3 protein-coding genes are annotated in these 1,967 nt (G+C 66.5%); 1 reads left to right on the top strand and 2 read right to left on the bottom strand.

Features of this window, described 5'->3' with window-relative positions:
* Positions 1-73 precede the first annotated feature (73 nt).
* Complete coding sequence (locus AB4Y86_RS17745; RefSeq protein WP_441403473.1) at positions 74-340, bottom strand: GlsB/YeaQ/YmgE family stress response membrane protein; 267 nt, start codon at positions 338-340, stop codon at positions 74-76.
* 228 nt (positions 341-568) lie between these two features.
* Here AB4Y86_RS17745 and AB4Y86_RS17750 point away from each other — a divergent pair, with 228 nt between their 5' ends.
* Positions 569-1,489, top strand: a complete 921-nt coding sequence (locus AB4Y86_RS17750; RefSeq protein WP_441403474.1) for a cation diffusion facilitator family transporter — start codon at positions 569-571, stop codon at positions 1,487-1,489.
* 48 nt (positions 1,490-1,537) lie between these two features.
* Here AB4Y86_RS17750 and AB4Y86_RS17755 read toward each other — a convergent pair.
* Positions 1,538-1,967, bottom strand: a 430-nt coding sequence (locus tag AB4Y86_RS17755; protein ID WP_441403475.1) for an MFS transporter, incomplete at its 5' end; no start/stop codon positions are given.

Below are 1,967 nucleotides of genomic sequence, written 5' to 3' on the forward strand. Positions count from 1 at the left end.
GCACCAATCGGTGCGGCCCCGCCGTGGTTCCTTCACCGTTGCGGCACTGCTGCCGGGGCGGTGACTTGGGAGATTATGTGGTCTTGTTACGTCCGGTCACGGCGCCGTAGATGCCGGCGACTACCAAGCCGCCAACAATGGCCAGGATCCAGGAACCGAGATTCCAGAATTCCATCTTGCCGCCGCCGAAGAGCAGGTCGCCGATCCAGCCGCCGACAATGGCTCCGACGACGCCGAGGATGAGGCTGGTGACCCAGCCGCCGCCGACCCTGCCGGGCATGACTGCCTTAACAATTGCACCTACTATGAGTCCGAGAATGATCCAGCCTAGAAAGCCCATGTCTCCTCCTACATATTCTTCGGCATTCACCTTAGGAATCCCGAGTATGGCTTCAAGCTAACACACGGTGTTGGCCCATGTCARCAACATCACACTCAATCGTTACCTGCCGCGGGGGCCCCGCCGCGGTGCGGTGCCGGACCGCGAAAGGGTACGGTATTCCTTGCGGTCCCGGGCATCCCACGGTGACCGCGGCCATCCCGAAAAATCTCCAGAGGAGAAGCTCTCTTGTCTGCAAACGGCGGTACCAAGGCGATTGTCGCGGCGCTAACCGCCAACCTGACAATCGCCGTCCTGAAGTTCGTCGCGTTCGTCCTGACGCTGTCCTCGTCCATGCTCGCCGAGGCCATCCACTCGGTCGCCGACTCGGGGAACCAGCTGCTGCTTCTGGTCGGCGGCAAGCGCGCCACAAAGGAAGCGAGCGCGGAGCACCCCTTCGGCTACGGCCGGGAGCGGTACATTTACGCATTCATCGTCTCGATCGTGCTCTTCAGCGTCGGCGGCCTGTTCGCGCTGTACGAGGCTTGGGGCAAGCTCCAGGACCCGCACGGCATCGAAGGGGCCTTCTGGTGGGTTCCGCTGGCGGTGCTCCTTGGCGCGATCGTCGCCGAATCCTTCTCGTTCCGGACCGCCATCAAGGAGTCCAACCCGCTGCGCGGCGAGCAAAGCTGGATCCAGTTCATCCGCAACGCCAAGCAGCCCGAACTGCCCGTCATCCTGCTGGAGGACTTCGGCGCCCTCCTGGGCCTGGTCTTCGCGCTCTTCGGGGTGAGCCTGACACTGGTCACCGGCAACGGCATCTGGGATGCCCTGGGCACCGGCATGATCGGCCTGCTGCTCGTGGCGATCGCCGCGGTGCTGGCAGTGGAAACCAAGTCCCTACTCCTCGGGGAGTCCGCCACCAAGGCGGACGTCGCCCGGATCCGCGGCGCCATCGAATCCGACGGCACCCGCATCATCCACCTCAAGACCATGCACCTGGGCCCGGAGGAACTACTGGTGGCGGCCAAGATCAGCATCGGCGCCGCCGACTCGGGCCGGCAGATCGCGGCAGCCATCGACGGCGCCGAGGTCCGCATCCGCGAGGCCGTGCCGACGGCACGAGTGATCTACCTGGAACCCGACTTGGAACGCGTCAGCGCAGGCTAAGAAACCAGGACCTACAGGGGCCGCTCGGCCGGGGGCGCGCCGTGCGGGCTACCCGGCCAGCGGCCTCCGGCGTTCCACCGCACCGCTGAGGAGCGCGACGCCGAGGCCCAGGATCGCGAGCACCGCCCCCACCAGGGCCGGGGCAACGTAGCCCCAGCCCCAGGCGATGACGAGGCCGCCGAGGAACGCGCCCAGGGCGTTCGCGACGTTGAGGGCCGCATGGTTCAGCGACGACGCCAGCGACGGCGCACCGGGGGAGGCGTCCAGGAGCCGGGTCTGCAGCGCCGGAACCAGCATGGAGCCGGCGGCGCCCACGACGAAGACCATCACGTAGGCGGACCAGGGCCAGTGCACCGCCACCGCGTAGACCACCAGCGCCACGGCTACCCCGGGCAGGACCCAGTAAATGGTGCCCATGACGGACTTGTCCGCGATCCGGCCGCCGACGATGTTGCCTACCACCATGCCCACGCCGTAA

Source organism: Arthrobacter sp. 2YAF22_2 (assembly GCF_052114645.1).
Taxonomy (GTDB): domain Bacteria; phylum Actinomycetota; class Actinomycetes; order Actinomycetales; family Micrococcaceae; genus Arthrobacter.

Coding starts and splice junctions, on each gene's coding strand:
- AB4Y86_RS17745 (WP_441403473.1), bottom strand. CDS start 340: ATGGGCTTTCTAGGCTGGATCATTCTCGGACTCATAGTAGGTGCAATT.